Origin of the sequence: Martinezella tropici (genome assembly GCF_008370325.1) — a bacterium.
Classification (GTDB): domain Bacteria; phylum Pseudomonadota; class Alphaproteobacteria; order Rhizobiales; family Rhizobiaceae; genus Rhizobium; species Rhizobium tropici_B.
In genome coordinates, this window is sequence record NZ_VNIP01000009.1 from 242,697 (window position 1) to 256,365 (window position 13,669).

Annotated in this window: 15 protein-coding genes and 1 tRNA gene; 3 read left to right on the plus strand and 13 right to left on the minus strand. The window is 59.8% G+C overall.

The genetic code is table 11. The features are described 5' to 3' along the window. Positions 1-9: 9 nt before the first annotated feature. From FP026_RS18045 to FP026_RS18055, 3 genes are all read right to left on the minus strand, one after another. Entirely contained in the window at positions 10-669 is a 660-nt protein-coding gene (locus FP026_RS18045; RefSeq protein ID WP_149636148.1) for an LON peptidase substrate-binding domain-containing protein, read from the minus strand. 243 nt (positions 670-912) lie between these two features. Beyond that, entirely contained in the window at positions 913-1,887 is a 975-nt protein-coding gene (gene trxA / locus FP026_RS18050; protein ID WP_149636000.1) for a thioredoxin, read from the minus strand. 158 nt (positions 1,888-2,045) lie between these two features. Beyond that, on the minus strand, positions 2,046-2,555 hold the full coding sequence (locus tag FP026_RS18055; RefSeq protein ID WP_149636001.1) for a prolyl-tRNA synthetase associated domain-containing protein: 510 nt from the start codon (positions 2,553-2,555) through the stop codon (positions 2,046-2,048). A 244-nt stretch (positions 2,556-2,799) separates the two neighbouring features. On the opposite strand from FP026_RS18055, the gene FP026_RS18060 reads away from it, so the two are divergent. Together FP026_RS18060 and FP026_RS18065 are read left to right on the plus strand one after the other, a co-directional pair. Then, positions 2,800-2,874, plus strand: a tRNA-Gly gene (locus FP026_RS18060). Between the two features lie 199 nt (positions 2,875-3,073). Beyond that, a complete protein-coding gene (locus tag FP026_RS18065) occupies positions 3,074-3,715 on the plus strand; it encodes a DUF1007 family protein (protein ID WP_149636002.1) in 642 nt (213 codons plus the stop codon). Between the two features lie 35 nt (positions 3,716-3,750). Here the strand turns inward: FP026_RS18065 and FP026_RS18070 are convergent, their stop codons facing one another. After that, positions 3,751-4,494, minus strand: coding sequence for a phosphatase PAP2 family protein (locus tag FP026_RS18070; protein ID WP_149636003.1), 744 nt, complete (start codon positions 4,492-4,494; stop codon positions 3,751-3,753). A 360-nt stretch (positions 4,495-4,854) separates the two neighbouring features. On the opposite strand from FP026_RS18070, the gene FP026_RS18075 reads away from it, so the two are divergent. Continuing rightward, a complete protein-coding gene (locus FP026_RS18075) occupies positions 4,855-5,703 on the plus strand; it encodes a MipA/OmpV family protein (protein WP_149636004.1) in 849 nt (282 codons plus the stop codon). Here the strand turns inward: FP026_RS18075 and FP026_RS18080 are convergent. The 9 genes from FP026_RS18080 to FP026_RS18120 are packed head-to-tail and all read right to left on the minus strand — an operon-like array spanning position 5,644 to position 13,633. Beyond that, entirely contained in the window at positions 5,644-6,978 is a 1,335-nt protein-coding gene (locus tag FP026_RS18080; RefSeq protein ID WP_149636005.1) for an SAM-dependent methyltransferase, read from the minus strand. The genes FP026_RS18075 and FP026_RS18080 overlap by 60 nt on opposite strands. Beyond that, positions 6,978-7,403: an EamA family transporter gene (locus FP026_RS18085; protein ID WP_432444130.1), complete on the minus strand. Its 426-nt coding sequence runs from the start codon at positions 7,401-7,403 to the stop codon at positions 6,978-6,980. Before FP026_RS18085 ends, FP026_RS18080 begins: the two co-directional genes overlap by 1 nt. Beyond that, positions 7,403-8,551: a GNAT family N-acetyltransferase gene (locus FP026_RS18090; protein ID WP_149636007.1), complete on the minus strand. Its 1,149-nt coding sequence runs from the start codon at positions 8,549-8,551 to the stop codon at positions 7,403-7,405. Before FP026_RS18090 ends, FP026_RS18085 begins: the two co-directional genes overlap by 1 nt. Next, entirely contained in the window at positions 8,532-9,344 is an 813-nt protein-coding gene (locus FP026_RS18095) for an alpha/beta hydrolase (protein WP_149636008.1), read from the minus strand. Before FP026_RS18095 ends, FP026_RS18090 begins: the two co-directional genes overlap by 20 nt. Continuing rightward, positions 9,334-10,206, minus strand: a complete 873-nt coding sequence (locus tag FP026_RS18100) for a fatty acid desaturase family protein (RefSeq protein ID WP_149636009.1) — start codon at positions 10,204-10,206, stop codon at positions 9,334-9,336. Before FP026_RS18100 ends, FP026_RS18095 begins: the two co-directional genes overlap by 11 nt. Beyond that, positions 10,203-10,556: an EamA family transporter gene (locus FP026_RS18105; protein ID WP_132719996.1), complete on the minus strand. Its 354-nt coding sequence runs from the start codon at positions 10,554-10,556 to the stop codon at positions 10,203-10,205. The genes FP026_RS18100 and FP026_RS18105 overlap by 4 nt, the downstream gene beginning before the upstream one ends. Next, on the minus strand, positions 10,553-11,506 hold the full coding sequence (locus FP026_RS18110; protein ID WP_149636010.1) for an arginase family protein: 954 nt from the start codon (positions 11,504-11,506) through the stop codon (positions 10,553-10,555). Before FP026_RS18110 ends, FP026_RS18105 begins: the two co-directional genes overlap by 4 nt. Before the next feature lie 4 nt (positions 11,507-11,510). Next, positions 11,511-12,929: an aspartate aminotransferase family protein gene (locus FP026_RS18115; RefSeq protein ID WP_149636011.1), complete on the minus strand. Its 1,419-nt coding sequence runs from the start codon at positions 12,927-12,929 to the stop codon at positions 11,511-11,513. Between the two features lie 20 nt (positions 12,930-12,949). Further along, positions 12,950-13,633, minus strand: a complete 684-nt coding sequence (locus tag FP026_RS18120; protein WP_149636012.1) for an MtnX-like HAD-IB family phosphatase — start codon at positions 13,631-13,633, stop codon at positions 12,950-12,952. Between the last annotated feature and the right edge of the window lie 36 nt (positions 13,634-13,669).

Here is a 13,669-nt window from a genome sequence, read left to right on the forward strand (position 1 = left end):
AGAAAGCTCCTATTGCATCATGGAATCGGTGTCGCCGGCGCCGGCCAGCACGATCTTGACGATGGCGATGAAGGTTTCGGCGCGGGTCTTCAGATCAGGCGCTTCGAGGAGAGCCTGCTTTTCAGCCGGATCGAAGGGCGCCATGATCGACAGCGAATTGACCAGCATCATATTGTCGGCCCGTTCGACGCTTTCCCAATCCGCCTCGAGCTTGTTGGCTTCCAGATAGGCCCGGAAAGCCGAAAGTAGTGCCGTTCGATCCACCGTACCTTCCTCATGATGGGATTTGAGGTCGGAGATGAAGGGCGTGATGCGGAATGTGCGATAGGGCTGATGTCCGGTGATTTCATCCATCAGCCGGAAGCGGCATATGCCTGTTAGCGCGGCGATATAGCGCCCGTCTCCGGTTTCGGCGATGGACGTGATGCGCCCAAGGCAGCCGACATGCGAGAGATTGGAGGATTCGGCCGGTTCGGAAAGAGCGGGCTGCACCATGCCAATCAGCCTGTTGCCGGCGATGGCAGCATCGAACATGGCAAGATAGCGCGGCTCGAAGATATTGAGGGGAAGCTGCGCGCCGGGCAGCAACAGCGCACCGGACAGGGGGAAGACAACCACCGATTCGGGCAGATCGCCCGGCTTCAAATATCTGGCATTACCGACTTGCATCTTTTCCATCCCGCTAGATCACCGCGCTGCCGGCCGCAGTGGGCCGCACAGGAACGACACACTCGCGGTCGCGCCTATCCCGCGCCGCGTTATCAGACAATGTGGGCTCATCTGCCGAAAACACAAGAACATTGTGGCCAGGTGCCGATGCCTCATGCTTCCGGCCGTCCGCAGCTATCGTCTAACAACCGATCGCGCGGAAGGTTTCGCACGATCGTCAGGTCGACCAGGGAAACAGGCCCGTCAGGAAAAGAGGATCGAAGACAGCTTGCGGCGGGCCGCGATCGTGGCCGGATCCTTCGGGCCCCACACCTCGAAGAATTCCAGGAGCTGGCGGCGGGCGCCGTCGTCGTCGAAGCTGCGGTCCTTGCGCATGATGGTCAGAAGATGATCTGCCGCCTCCTCGCGCTTGCCTTCGACATTGCGGATCTTGGCGAGCTTGACGCGCTGCTCGTGATTGTCGGGATTGCCAGCCAGTTCTTGCTCGATGGCGACAGGATCGCCGAGCTTGCGGGCCTCGTCGATCTGGTCGAGTTTCTTGACCACGGCCTGGATGCCGGCATCGTTGGCGAGTGTCTCCGGCAGATCGGCAAGCGCTTCACGGGCGCGCTGGCTCTGGCCGGCGGCGATCATGCATTCCGCCATGCCGGCAAGCGCCTTGGCATTTTCCGGATCGGCCTGCAGCACCGCGCCGAAGAGTTCGGCCGCGCCATTGACGTCACCGGCGGCGAGCAGGCCGCTCGCCTCTTCGAGAACGGCAGCGATCTCGGCCGCCTGATCGTCGGCACCGCCGGCGGGACCGCCGAGACGATCGATGAACTGGCGAACCTGGCTTTCGGGAACCGCACCCATGAAGCCGTCGGCGGGGCGGCCGTCGACGAAAGCGATAACAGCCGGGATCGACTGGATGCCGAGCTGGCCGGCGATCGACGGATGGTCGTCGATGTTCATCTTGACCAGCTTGACGCGGCCCTGGGCTTCGGTGACAACCTTTTCGAGAACCGGCGTCAGCTGCTTGCATGGACCGCACCACGGCGCCCAGAAATCGACGAGCACCGGCTGCTTGCGCGATTCTTCGATAACGTCCTTGGCGAAAGTCGCCGTCGTCGTGTCCTTGATCGGCGAAGCGCCGCCCGCGGCCGGCGCGCCGCCGTAGGATGCCGTGGCCGACATCTGTCCGCCGAAGGAAGCGTTATAGGGATTGTTCGGACCGCTCATGAGTGTCTCCCGCCTGCCGGCATCCTTAGTCTTGTGAGGAGCATGCTTTCCAAACGAACCGATGAAGTCCGCCTGGCGGCACGCCGAATGGAATGGTCAAAGCACGCGGACAGCCCAAAGAGAAGCCGCCTGCCATATCTTAGCGCTAAAATCGTACCTTAACTCGTGACTTTCAAGACTAGCGGCGCATGACCCGTCGCCTCCATGAAGCGAATGAGATCGGCGCTGGCAATCGACGTCGTCGCATCGTTCGACAGGGGATGGCAATTGACGATGTCATACGCCATCAAATCGGCATCGAGGACGAAGGTAACGTTGCTGGCTGTATCGTTGATCGCGCCGAAGGCCGTCACCGAGCCCGGAACGACGCCGAGATATTCCATCAGCTTTTCCGGCTTGCCGAAGGATACCTTGCTCGCGGCACCGATCAGCGTGTGCACGGTCTTGAGATCGACGGTCGCGTTTTCCTCGACGGTCAGCAGGAAGAAATTGTCCTTCTTGTCTTTCACGAACAGGTTCTTCGTATGGCCGCCGGGGATCTCGTCGCGCAGCGACACCGATTCGGCGACGGTGAAGACCGGAGCATGGTCCTTGGTCGCATGGGCAATGCCGAGCCCATCCAGGAATCGGAAAAGATCGTCGCGGGTTTTCGGGCTGGTCTCGGTCATGACGTCTCGCAATCGAAAATGGTTCGCCCCTGATACGTCGCCCACAATTTCATTGCAATCTTTGAGACGACAAAGCCCGGCGTTTCCGGGCTTTCCGCCAATCACAGCAAGGGTGCTGAAATTTTTCTTCGCGAACTCGTCATTTCCCTGTTGCATTTGAAAAACGGTTAGGCCATATAGCGCCCGTCGCCGCAAGACGACGCCCAGCGGTCCAACACACTACCCCGGATCGCGACGGGAATGAGCGGGTGTAGCTCAGGGGTAGAGCACAACCTTGCCAAGGTTGGGGTCGAGGGTTCGAATCCCTTCGCCCGCTCCAGTTTTCAGTTGTTTTCTGATAGGAAGAAGCCACGGCTCAAGCCGGAGGCTGGATTTTGGCTGAAAAGCCGACTTTCCATATTCCTGTTTTCTTCCCCGGCATCTATGGCTTTCCCAACACGTCTTGGGTCTCAAATCAGTCCCATTTGACGTTCAGGTCTGCGCAACGGATAAACGGACGAAACGCGGTAGCTGCTCGCATGAAAACAAAGATTTCCCTGCTGGTTGCGATGCTGTCGCTTCTGCCGGCGCCTGTGCTTGCCCATCCGCATATTTTCATCGACGCCAAATTCGAGGTCGTCTCAGCACCCGACGGCTCGATCAGCGAATTGCGCAACGTCTGGAACTTCGACGAGGTATTCTCCTCTTCCGTGCTTCTGGATTACGACAAGGGCGGCAACCAGACGCTCACGGCGAGCGAACTCAAGGCCGTGGGCAAGACGGTCCGGGATTCACTCGCGCAATACGCTTACTATACGAACGTCACCAGCAACGGCAAACCGGTGCCGATGGCCAAGCCGGAGGCGATTGAGGCCAGCTACAAGGATGGCTCGCTGATCCTCACCTTTTCGCTGAAGCCGGAAGAGAAGACCTTCCTCAAGGGAACGACGATCTTCGGAATCTACGACAAGACGCTCTATACAGCGGTCGATTTCGCCACTGACAACGACATGGTCGTCTCGGGATCGGCTCTCGGCCGCTGCAAGCGCAAGGTGGTGAGGCCCAATCCCAAGGAAGTCATGGCGGAGAACCAGGCCGCGCTGACAAGCATGTTCTTCAGCGATCCGAAAGGCACGGATTATTCGCTGCTCGTGGCGACACGGCTGGAGGTCGATTGCTGATCCTGCGTTGGGCGCGCTGGAACTGGCGCCGTCCCTCACTCTGAAGGCGGAGCATCGTTTCGCAAACCCTCACCGTTTTGCGAGAGCATTATGGAGCGGCGGGCGATGATCCAGCAGCCGAGCGCCCAGGTCGCGCCGGCGCACCAGCCGCCGAGAACATCAGACGGATAATGCACGCCGAGATAGACCCGGCTGGCGCCGATCATCAATGTCAGCAGGATGCCGGCCGCGACGGTGAAGATGCGCGTCGACCGATAGCTGCGCGTGCTTGAGATCAGCGCGGCAAGGGTCAGATAGGTCACCGCCGAAACCATCGCATGGCCGCTTGGAAAGCTCAGGTCCTGCACCTCGACCAGATGCGGCACGATGTCGGGCCGAGGCCGCGCGATACCGAACTTCAAGGCCGTGCTCAATGCCCATCCGCCAAGCACCGAAGCGAGGATGAAGATGGCGATCGCCCGCTGGCGGTCCAGCAGCAGATAGATCGTCACCAAAGCCGTCATCAGCGCCAACACGGTCGTGCCGCCGAGGCTCGTGATGTCCTTGACGGCATGGGTGAGCCATCCCGGCCCGATCGGCACGGAAAGGTTCGCGGGCTGACGAAGCGCCAGCAATATCGCCTCGTCGAACCCCCTCGTGCTTCCTTCGAGAACTTCGCCCGTCAGATAGATGAACAGGAGAATTCCGCCCGAAAGGGCAGCAAACATTAAGAGCAGAAAAGGCTCGTGGCGGTTCAACCATTCAGGTATGCCCGACGTGTCAAATGGCCGATTCTTCATGCGCTGAAACCTGCCTGTCGTGCTTTCACATCGCCTCTTTCACGGGTCAAAGTCCAAAATGGGACAAAGCCTATCTAGGAATAAAATTCGTCGCTTCCAACCTTGCTGAAAACGAACGTCGTGCGTTTGGCGCGGCAAGCGCTTCAGGTTCATGACATGTTTTTCATCTATCCCAGCCAGTATGTCTCGCTCACGCGGCAGCGGGGTCGAAGGAGCGCAGCACCCACGCTTGCACAAGCGGTGCAAAAGTCCTAGGGCCGCAAGCTGAGCGCGATAATTGCTCGTTAATTTTTGCTGTTTTCGGAAGCTTGAGCTGTGCTAGTACTGCGGCAGGGCGATCAGAGATCGGGTGTTGTCAGAGTGTTAAGTGTTGGGACATCTTTCTCCGCTCGCTTGTCGACGCTGGCTGGAATGGGGCTGCTGGCCGCGTCCATAGTCGGCGCTTTTCCGGCATCATCCAGGGCGGAAGACGCCGCGAAATCCTCATCCGATACATGGGTCGTGACTCTTGGGGCGACGGTGGAATATGGTCCCAATTATGAGGGATCGAAGCGCTATTCCTTCGGCGCACTGCCTTCCTTCGATATCCACCGCCTCGGGGAGGCCCAGGAATACAGCGCTCCGGATGATAATTTCGACTATCAGCTGTTCGATCTCGGCGGCCTCGAAATCGGTCCCGTGGTGGGCCTGCGCGATGACCGCTTCGATCTCAACGACCTGCACCTGCAGAGCCAGCGAAAAGTGCGCTGGAATTTCGATGCCGGCGGTTTCGCCCAATATTGGCTGATGGAAAACAAGCTGCGGTTTCGCACGGAGCTGCGCCAGTCGCTTTGGGGCGGAGACGGCCTGGTCGGCGATTTCGCCCTCGACTGGTTTCAGCCTGTCGGCGACAAATGGCTCTTGTCGGCCGGACCTCGGCTGTCGATGGCAAACGACATCTATATGCGCACCAATTTCGGCATCTCGGAGGGTGAGGCTGCGAGACATGGCCATATCAGCGCGTTCGATGCTGGCGCCGGTGTGAAGTCGCTCGGTTTCACCGTGGCGGCGACCTATACGATCTCCCCCGCCTGGAGCGTCCAGGTCTATGAGAAATATAATCGCCTGGTCGGCGATGCCGCCGATAGCCCGATCACCTCGCGCTTCGGCTCACCCAATCAGAACATCATCGGCTTTACGCTGAACCGAACCTTCAACGTCAACTTCTGAGGCGCTGTGCGCTTCGCTTTCGGCAATATAGTTGCGCGTCAGCGGAATGATGTCGTTTCGCTTGGTCATCTGGATCTGGAAGACGACAAGATCCTCAAAGCGGAAGGCGGCTTCCGCCGTCGAAAGATAATATTCCCACATCCGGCAAAAGCGTTCGTCGTAAAGCTTGGCGGCATCGTCCCAGCGCGCCATGAATCGGGCCCGCCAGTTCTCCAGCGTCATTGCGTAATGCAGCCTGAGCACCTCGACATCGGTGATGGCGAGCCCGGCCGCCTCGATCTCGGGCACGATTTCGGACAGTGCCGGAATATAGCCACCGGGGAAGATATACTTGTCGAGCCACGGCGTCGTGAAGCCGGGCGTCGCCGAACAGCCGATGGTATGCAGCACCATGATGCCGTCATCCTCGAGCAATTCAGCGCATTTGCGGAAGAAGGTGCGATAGGATGCCAGCCCGACATGCTCGAACATGCCGACGGAGACGATCCTGTCGAAAAGGCCGGTGAGGCTGCGGTAGTCCCTTAGCGCGAATTGAACCTCCGCCGGCGTTCCCCCGATCTTGTCGGCCAAGCGCTTCGAGGCATATTCGTGCTGCTCCTCGGAGAGGGTGACGCCAAGCACATAGCCGCCCGGCGCCTGCTCGGCCATATGCAGTGCCAGCCCGCCCCAGCCGCAGCCGATGTCGAGGATGCTGTTGTTCGGCTTGATCTGGAGTTTGGCGGCGAGATGCCGCTTCTTGGCAACCTGCGCATCATCAAGCGATTGATCGGCATGTTCGAAATAGGCGCAGGAATATTGCCGGTCCGGATCGAGGAAGAGTTCGTAGAGCCGGCCATCGAGATCATAGTGATGGGCGACATTGGACTTGGAACGTCCCGGCAGATTGCGATGGCGGAAGATCCGCAGCTTCGTTCGGGCGTGATCGATGATGCGGGCGATCAGCGGGTGAGTGCTGTTCTGTGCCTCGCGCAGCATCAGCGCCACGAAATCGTAGAGCGTACCCCGCTCGACGATGAAGCGCTCGTCCATATAGAGCTCACCAAGCCGCATATCGGCATCGATAAGGAATGCCCATTGCGCACGGTCGTCGGCGAAGCGGACGCGAACAGGCTCGCCGGTGCCATCACCGAATGCCAGCACCCGGCCACTCGCCGTCATTACGGTCAGGGTGCCCCGCGTGACGATCGACGACAGCGCGCGCTTCACGCACCAGTCCGCCAGGCCGGAGAAAGCAGCATTGCCCCTGGGGCGATTTTCAGCGTGAGAACCGGGCATCATCCATCCTTGCCGACACCACTATGCAGACCATCGCGCTTAACGTGCCAGTCATCCTGCTCTCCCGGCGCCACATTGGCGCCTGCAATCAGCCAGACCCCCAGGAGGATCAAGCCGCTGCCGATCACCTGCAGGGCAATGATCCGCTCGCCGAAGACGAACCAGCCCGTCGCGATGATCAGCACATAGCTGACGCCGGAAAGCGGAAAGGCGCGGCTGAGGTCGAGCTCGGCAAGCACGTTCATCCAGATGAAGAAACAGGCGATCTCGACGGCGATGGCCGCCAGAATCCAGTAGGACGAGAGCGCCTGCCAGAGCCAACCCTCGACGCTGCCGTCGCTGAGTTGCTCCGCCCCATGCTTGATGAAGAATTGGAAGAGCGTGTTGAGCACAGGCACGGCAAGCCAGGAAAAGCGCATCGACATCACGCATCCGCCTCGTCTGTCGAGAACATCGGCGACACCAGCCGCAGCAATCCCTGGAGGAAGGGATTGCGATGGCGGAAATACATCGCATTGGCGGTCAGCTTGCTGCCGAGACGCACCTTGTTCTCATAATAGGCCTGGCCGCTCTGGTAACGGCTCAGGTTGTTAGCCAGGCAATAGCGCAGATTGGTGAACCAGCTCAGGAAATAGAGATTGTAGGGTCGACCTTTTTCTCCATCCATGCAGAAGAACTTGTCGATCGCCACGCGCTCGTCGTGGACGATGAGATTGGCGGCCAGCAATCTGTCTTCGACGAAGTAAAAGGCGCAGAAGGAGCGGCCGTTCATGCCGCTGAGAATGCCCTGGAAATAGTCCGGCGTCAGCTCTTCGAACTGCCATTCGCTGCGATTGCGCGTATCGTGATAAAGCGCCATGACATCAGGCAAGAACTCGCCGAAATCCGTGCGGATCTCCACCCTCACCTGCTCGAAGGATTTCATCTTGCGGCGCATGTCCTTGCGGGTGCCGGAGGAAAGCCCGGCGAGATATTCGTCGATCGTCTTGAAATCGATATCGAGCCAGGCCGTCGGAAGGCCGCCGATCGAGGCATAGCCGCGGGCGGCGAACAACGCGCCGAATTCGGCTGATGTCGGCTCGGGAATGTCCTTGAGGCCGATCAGCCCGCAATGCTCCGTCGCGGCGACCTGCTCGAAAAAGGACAGCATCTCCGCCAGCAAGGCGCTGCGGTGCTCGCCTTCGACATAGGGATGAAAGCCGATCGCGCCGGTTTCCGTGCACGGCGACCCGAGGCAGGCAAGGCGCAGCTTCAGGAACTTCGGAAAATAGCGCTGGACCTTGCGCACCGATCTCCGCAGAGCCCCCTCCTCCAGCGTCGTATCGAGCGCATAGAGGCAGAGAAAGGCCGGCATGGCGGCACTGACCCGTCCATCTTCGACGATGGTGATGTAGCGCCATTCGAAGCCTTCGAGACCAGCCTCTTCGATGGCGAGCAGGCAGTCATAGTCCTCGACGTGGCCCTGGAAGCAGGCATTCCATGCATCCCGGCCGATGGCGCGGATGCTGAAATGAACCTCGGCCACCGGCTTGCCGGCCGGCTGTGGCATCACTTTAAGCAGCGGCTGCGACATGGCGCGCCTCGAAGAAATCTGCGGTGAAATCGGCCACCTGGCGATGCTGCCGGTCGACATGGATCATGTGATAGCTGTCCTTGATCCACTTCAACTCGTGCGGAGCGCCGATATGCTCGGAAATGTAACGGGCATGTTTCGGACTGGCGAGATCGTCCTCCTCCGCATGCAGGATCAGCGTCGGCGTCTGCATTTTCGGCAGCATGCCGCGAAGGGTCTGGCCCAGCCGATGCATTTCGACCAGGCCTTTGCCTGGGAATTTTTCCAGAATGCCCTCGCCCGCCATGCCCTCGACAAGCCGGCGCATCCGCTCGTCCTTGATCCCCAGCGACGTTGTCTCGCTGAAGCTCAGACGGTCGAGGAAGGGAATGCGCGACAGCCAGCCGATCTGTGACGCCAGCAGCGGATAGTAGAAGGGAACGTCCCACCCATCATAACTGAAGCAGGGAGAGTAAATCGCCACGGCACTGATCGCTTGCTTCCGTTCGGCAGCAAGCATCGCCAGCTTGCCGCCGACGCAGATGCCGGCCGCGAAGACTTCCTGCGTTCTGGACGCAAGAAACTCCGATGCGCTGACGACGGAGTCCAGCCAGTCTTCCCAGTGCGTTCCGCGCAGGGTCTTCGCATCGACGCCATGGCCGGCGAGCAACGGTGCATAGATACTGTAGCCCCTGCGGTTGAGGTGACGGGCAACCAGCTTCATTTCGGCCGGCGCTCCCGTCAGACCGTGAATGAGAAGAACGCCTTTGCCGTTTGAGCCCTCCATGAAGAAGCTCAATTCGTCATGCTTCATGAGTGAGCTCCGACTGCCGGTTTTCCTTGGCCATGAAGCCAAGCGCATGGCAGGTGCTGATCACATGCGTACCGTTCTTCTCCTGCTCGTCCTTGATCTGTTCGTGCAGCGCCTGCAGCTTCGTCCAGTGCGTGCGCGGCCGATAATGATGTTCCGCATGATAGCCGTTGCCGAACCAGAGCCAGTTGTAGAAGGACTTGTGGCTGGAAACGCCCCAGGCGATCGGCTCGTCCGGATCGCCGTTCAGATGCTCGTAATAGCCGTTCAGCGACGACAGGCAGTTGCCGATATAATAGAAGGGCACGAAGAACAGCACCGCCTTCCAATCATAAAGCAGCGCAAGCGCCGCAAGACCGAGGAAGAAGTAAAGCTCGAACCGACCCCAGGCCGCGTCGAACGGACGGTTGCGGGCAATGGCTTTGTGAATGTCGCCGAGGCTGTCGCGAAAGAAGCTCAGGAACGTGTAGGACCAGACGTTTTCCGGCTCGCCGTCGCGGCCATGGCGATAGATCGATAGCAGATCGATAGTATCGCCTTTCTCGTCCGGCCGGTCGCTGTTGCCGGAATGATGGCGCATGTGCACCCAGTGGTAATAGGTCTGCGAGAAGCCGATCGCGACCGACTCCAGTAGGCTGAAGCCGTAGTTCATCCAGCGCGGCTTGAAATAGGGCGTATGGATGAAATTGTGCGATATGCTGTTGATGTTCCAGGAGATCGAAACGGCATAAAGGCAGCCGAGAACGGCCGAGAGCCAAAGCGGCCGGCTTTCGAAGCCGACGATCAGATAGACATCGAAGGCGAGATGAGCGACGGCCGCCAGAACCGGCGCGAGATCCCATCGGGTGTGCGCAAAGATTTTCATAGTCCCGTAACTCCCACACAAGCCACGCCGGCGGTGACGAGGAACACGCCCGTCGCGTGGCGCAGGTTGATGTTTTCCTTGAAGATGACGGCGCCGGCGAGCACGATGACGACATAGCTCAGCGCCATCAGCGGGAAGGCGATTGTCAGGGGGACGCGCTCCAGAACGGCCGTCCAAGCAAAAAGCTCCACGGCCCAGAACAGAATGCCGAGCCAGGTGATCGGCTTGGCCAGCGCCGAAAGCAGGGTGCCTTCGCCGGCCGTCTGCTTGAAGCAAACTTCGCGGGCCGTCTCCGCGAGTATGCAGAATAGGATCAGTCCCAGCATGGGAAGTGTCAGGCTGCCAGTCATTCCATGTACTCCGCCAGCACCTCCAGCAGCGCATGATTGGCTGCGCTGTTGATGTTTCTCATCGTTTCGGCGCCCTGACGCATACGCGGCTGATCGATGAAGATCTCCGCGCGCTTCATGAACTGCGTCCGAAGACTGCCAGCATAACTCGGGGTCGAATAATCCCCGATCACATCGGCGCCGATGATGCGGTGACGGCTGCCGATTTCGCTGATGAGGGAGAGGAGATAGGGCAATCGCATGCGGCCCTGATCCCAATTGGTAACGGCATCGTCGGCGGCCAGCACGTCCTTGTCGATCGTCACGTAGACCGCTTCGGTGCGAATACGGCTGAGCATGCGGTCGATGAAATTCTCCTCGCCGATCTCGGCGATCGATTTCCAGTGCAGCGCGCCCTTTTCCTGCTGATAGCTGGCGCCGTTGCCGTAATCGGCCAGCACGCGGCTCGGCGGATGTTCGTAAGGGTAGAGTTCCAGCTTGCCTTCGCCGAGCCAATGCAGGTTCGCGCCCTTGCGCTCCGGGCTGCGGAGATCGCTGCTGCAGACGCCGATCGTGATGACCTTCTGGATATTGCGATTGGCAAGCGCCCTGTTGACCCAGGAGCCGCAATGCATGCCGCCATCGAATTTCACCCAATCCGGATGGTTGTCGAAATGGATCAGCGTCGCCGGGCCGGGGTGACGCTCCAGCGCGCCCTCCAGCAGCAATGCCGTGATGTGATGGAAATCGCCTGATCCCATGAAGCACAGCTGCGGATCCTTGCGCATCGCCGGTCCATTTTTGACGATCTCCCGGCTGAGGTCGTCAAGGGCGCTCTGCCTGCCCCACAGCCGAACCTGCTGGCCGGCATTCTTGCCGAAGTACTGGTACGCGCCTGCGAATTTGCACGCGCGTACGAAGTCGGGCTGCAACTCCAAAGCATCATCGAGATGAAGAAGCAGCAGTTGCACCGTCTTATCTCCGGGCCGCGCGCGTCAGGAGCTGGTCGAGAAGCGCAAGCGCCAGATCGATCTCCTCGCGGGTGATAAGCAGGTTGGGTGCGAAGGTGATGACGTTCTTGTGGTAGCCGCCGACATCGAGCACGAGGCCGTAGGTCCTGGAGCCGACCTGCATGTCGCCCTTCATGCCCTCGTCGCACATCCAGTCCATCGTCGCCTTGTCGGGCGTATAGCTGTCGTCCTTGCAGATTTCCATCCGCAGCGCGAGGCCGAGACCATCGACTTCGCCGACGATGGCGTGGCGCTTCTGCAGCTGCTTCAGCCCGTCGAGGAAATGCGCGCCCTTCTCCATGATCGCGGCGCCGAAATCCTGCTCTTCCAGCATCTTCATCGTTTCGAGCGCGACGGCGGTCCCCATCGGGTTGCTGGCGAAGGTCGAATGCGTAGAGCCAGGCGGGAAGATCTCCGGATTGATCATCTCTTCGCGGGCCCAGACGCCGGAAAGCGGATTGAGACCGTTGGTGATCGCCTTGCCGAAGATCAGCGCATCCGGCGAAACGCCGAAATGCTCGATCGACCAGAGCTTGCCGGTGCGGTAGACGCCCATCTGGATTTCATCGACGATGAGAAGGATGCCGTGATCATCAAGCACCTTCTTGAGTTCGACGAAGAAGTTCATCGGCGGAATGACGTAGCCGCCGGTGCCCTGGATCGGCTCGATATAGAAGGCTGCATATTCGGACTTGCCGGCCTTCGGGTCCCAGACGCCGTTATATTCGCTTTCGAACAGGCGGGCGAACTTCTGGACGCAATAGTGCCCGTATTCTTCCTTCGACATGCCCTTCGGGCCGCGGAAGTAGTAGGGAAATTCGACGAACTGTGCCCGGTCGCCGAAATGACCGTAGCGGCGGCGGTAGCGATAGCTCGACGTGATCGCCGAGGCGCCGAGGGTACGGCCGTGATAGCCGCCCTCGAAGGCGAACATCAGGCTCTTGCCGCCGGTGTAATTGCGCACGAGCTTCAGTGAATCCTCGACGGCCTGAGAACCGCCGACGTTGAAATGGACGCGGCCCTTGCGGCCGAATTTGCGCTCGGCGTCCTGGGCGATCATCGCGGCAAGCTCGACCTTTTCACGATGCAGATACTGCGAGGCGACCTGCGGGAGACGGTCGAGCTGGCGATGCGCGGCCTCGTTCAGGCGCTCGTTGCGATAGCCGAAATTGACGGCGGAGTACCACATCTGCAGATCGAGGAACGGGGTGCCGGTCCGATCGTAGACGTAGGAACCTTCGCATTCCTCGAAGAACTTGGGCTTGTCCGTGTAGTGAACCGTATCGCCATGGGAGCAATAGGCCTCCTCGAGGGCGCGCAATTCTTCTTCGGAGCGGACGGACTCGGCCTCGCCGCTGAGGACTTCGGCTAGATTCGTTTTCATTCAATGCCTCTCGGTCTGTTTCACGCCGTCTTGAAATGCGGCAGTGCACGGGAGCGTCGCTCGACGCTCGGGAGAACGGCTTCCATCTTTGGAAGCAGGTCGGAAAAATCGTCGAAACCGACATAGGGAATGCCGTTTTCCTTGCAGTAATCGACAAGCTTGGCCTTGGCGAAAACGAGGTCGACCTTGTCGGAAACGCAGAAGTCGCTGCGCCCGTCGCCGATGTAGACCTGCAGGTCGTTGCTATCGACAACGCGGCATTTGCAGACACCGGCACCGGACACGCAGCCGGTTGCCGTAAACGGCGGAAACAGCGAATAGGATTCGCGGCCCTGGGAGACGCTACAGGTGAGTACGTTGGCGATGACCGGCAGGCCGTCTACGCCGTGGCGTGCCAGGATGCGTCGGATGAAATAATCGACGCCGTCACTGACGACGGTAACGGGCAGGTCGCTACGGCGGCAAAAGGACAGGAAGCCTTCGAAACCCGGATCGATCGACAGCGTGTCGAGAAACTGGTCGAGCTCGGATCTGGTGGCGTCGATGAGGGCGATCTGCCGGCGCATGCATTCGCCGGAGCCGATCAATCCCTGTTTCCACAGCCGCTCTATGTCTTCCCACTCGGCACCGGCGAAACTGGACAAAACCATATCCGTCGCGTCTTCGATGGATATGGTTCCATCAAAATCGCAAAACACCCGCATGAAATACCCTTTCGCCGTATCCTGAGTTGCGTCTAA

Coding starts and splice junctions, on each gene's coding strand:
- FP026_RS18045 (WP_149636148.1), bottom strand. CDS start 669: ATGCAAGTCGGTAATGCCAGATATTTGAAGCCGGGCGATCTGCCCGAA.
- trxA (WP_149636000.1), bottom strand. CDS start 1,887: ATGAGCGGTCCGAACAATCCCTATAACGCTTCCTTCGGCGGACAGATG.
- FP026_RS18055 (WP_149636001.1), bottom strand. CDS start 2,555: ATGACCGAGACCAGCCCGAAAACCCGCGACGATCTTTTCCGATTCCTG.
- FP026_RS18065 (WP_149636002.1), top strand. CDS start 3,074: ATGAAAACAAAGATTTCCCTGCTGGTTGCGATGCTGTCGCTTCTGCCG.
- FP026_RS18070 (WP_149636003.1), bottom strand. CDS start 4,494: ATGAAGAATCGGCCATTTGACACGTCGGGCATACCTGAATGGTTGAAC.
- FP026_RS18080 (WP_149636005.1), bottom strand. CDS start 6,978: ATGCCCGGTTCTCACGCTGAAAATCGCCCCAGGGGCAATGCTGCTTTC.
- FP026_RS18085 (WP_432444130.1), bottom strand. CDS start 7,403: ATGTCGATGCGCTTTTCCTGGCTTGCCGTGCCTGTGCTCAACACGCTC.
- FP026_RS18090 (WP_149636007.1), bottom strand. CDS start 8,551: ATGTCGCAGCCGCTGCTTAAAGTGATGCCACAGCCGGCCGGCAAGCCG.
- FP026_RS18095 (WP_149636008.1), bottom strand. CDS start 9,344: ATGAAGCATGACGAATTGAGCTTCTTCATGGAGGGCTCAAACGGCAAA.
- FP026_RS18100 (WP_149636009.1), bottom strand. CDS start 10,206: ATGAAAATCTTTGCGCACACCCGATGGGATCTCGCGCCGGTTCTGGCG.
- FP026_RS18105 (WP_132719996.1), bottom strand. CDS start 10,556: ATGACTGGCAGCCTGACACTTCCCATGCTGGGACTGATCCTATTCTGC.
- FP026_RS18115 (WP_149636011.1), bottom strand. CDS start 12,929: ATGAAAACGAATCTAGCCGAAGTCCTCAGCGGCGAGGCCGAGTCCGTC.
- FP026_RS18120 (WP_149636012.1), bottom strand. CDS start 13,633: ATGCGGGTGTTTTGCGATTTTGATGGAACCATATCCATCGAAGACGCG.